The sequence below is a fragment of the Neobacillus drentensis genome, from assembly GCF_036962765.1.
GTDB classification, from domain to species: domain Bacteria; phylum Bacillota; class Bacilli; order Bacillales; family Cytobacillaceae; genus Neobacillus; species Neobacillus drentensis_C.
Genome location: NZ_JBALOS010000011.1, coordinates 45,784 through 47,617 on the forward strand (window position 1 = coordinate 45,784; position 1,834 = coordinate 47,617).

The 1,834-nt window shown below is 41.5% G+C and carries 3 protein-coding genes; all 3 read left to right on the top strand.

Translation table 11 applies throughout. The annotated features are described in order from the left end of the window. On the top strand, window positions 1-331 hold a 331-nt coding region (locus tag V7137_RS02805; protein ID WP_335696650.1), incomplete at its 5' end, for a cytochrome d ubiquinol oxidase subunit II. Between the two features lie 12 nt (window positions 332-343). After that, a complete protein-coding gene (cydS, locus tag V7137_RS30605; RefSeq protein ID WP_420490078.1) occupies window positions 344-448 on the top strand; it encodes a cytochrome bd oxidase small subunit CydS in 105 nt (34 codons plus the stop codon). A gap of 155 nt (window positions 449-603) precedes the next feature. After that, window positions 604-1,788, top strand: coding sequence for a chromate efflux transporter (gene chrA / locus V7137_RS02810; protein ID WP_335696651.1), 1,185 nt, complete (start codon window positions 604-606; stop codon window positions 1,786-1,788). Window positions 1,789-1,834 lie beyond the last annotated feature (46 nt).

Sequence of the window (1,834 nt, forward strand, 5' to 3'; positions counted from 1 at the left end):
CCTCTGGTGGCTATTCGGGCTTTCGGTCGTGTTCTTTGCAGGAACCGTTTATTTGGTCTGGAAGCGGCGTGCCTATGGTCTGGCCTTCTGGCTGTTGGTTGGACAATTTGCACTTGCCTTTTTGGCCTACGGTGTATCTCATTATCCCTATTTACTTTATCCGTATCTCACTCTATACGACAGCTTTACCAACCAATCAATGGCGATTGCCTTGATTGTGGCTTTTATTGCAGGACTTGGGCTGCTCCTCCCATCTCTGTATCTATTGTTAAAATTGTTTTTGTTCAACAAAGAATATGTCCAGGGGAATCGAAATGATGAACATGCTTAGGGGGAATGGGACGTGTTAGATAATTTCTTGCTTTTTTATGCTCCATTTCTTGTGCTGATTGCGTCGATTGCTGCAGCATTCTGGGTCGCTCTGAAAGATGATTCTATAACCAAGTGATTTTTTTATCTAGTAAAAAGGAGAAGAGCCAATAAGGTTCTTCTTTTTATATAGAAGTTATAAAATTGTTTAATTTTGAGTTCTGGTGTTCCTTAAAGTTGTATAATTATCATGATAAAAATTGCCCCTTCGTAGATAATTGGAGGAATAGTGTTGTGTCTCAAAACTATGGTAAGTCACTGATTGAAATATTGTTAGTCTCGACTAAACTTGGTTTAACATCCTTCGGCGGACCAGTCGCACATCTTGGTTACTTTTATGAAGAATATGTTCAAAACAGAAAATGGATCGATGAAAAAGGTTATGCGGATTTAGTTGCTTTGTGCCAATTTTTGCCGGGCCCTGCTAGCAGTCAGGTTGGAATTGGAATCGGAGTGATAAGAGGTGGCTTCCTGGGCGGGATTTTAGCGTTTATTGGTTTTACCACTCCCTCTGTCATTGCCTTGATTCTATTTGCAATGATTCTACATGGCTTGGAAATAAATGATAGCGGTTGGATCCATGGGTTGAAAATCGTTGCGGTAGCAGTCGTGGCCCATGCTGTTTTAGGAATGGCACAAAAACTAACCCCTGATATCGAGAGAAAGGCGATTGCTTTATTCACGTTAGTAGGTACGCTGTTATGGCAGACATCCTACACTCAGGTCGGTCTGATTTTATTAGCGGGAGCGGCCGGTTTGCTTATTTATAAAAATCACGAGGTAGATAAGGATGCTACCACGATTGATTTTCCCATTTCTAAACGTTTTGCTGTCGTTTGTTTGGTATTGTTTTTCGGGCTTCTGGTTCTTTTGCCTTTATTAAGAGAAGTAACGTCGATCAAATGGATTGCTTTGTTCGACAGTTTTTATCGGTCGGGCTCATTGGTTTTTGGCGGAGGTCACGTAGTGCTTCCATTACTTGAACGTGAATTTGTCCCATCTGGGTGGTTAAGTAAAGAAGAGTTCATTAGTGGATATGGCGTGGCTCAAGCCGTACCAGGACCGCTATTTACTTTTGCTGCTTATATTGGGACCGTCATAAATGGTTGGAAGGGGGGAATCCTAGCGACAATTGCTATTTTCTTACCAGCATTCCTGCTTGTTTTAGGAACACTGCCTTTTTGGAACCAGCTGCGACAGAATCCTAATATAAAAGGAGCATTGATAGGAGTAAATGCAGCTGTTGTGGGTATATTGATTGCAGCCTTCTATCATCCGATCTGGATGAGTTCCATTTTAGCCCCTATTGATTTTGCTTTTGCTGCGATCTTATTTGGTATGTTGGTATTTTGGAAACTTCCGCCGTGGGTTATTGTGTTTACTGGAGCTGTAGGTGGTGTGGTTATCTCCTTAATATAAACAAATCCCTCTTATTAAAGAGGGATTTCAGACTGTCGACAAATCC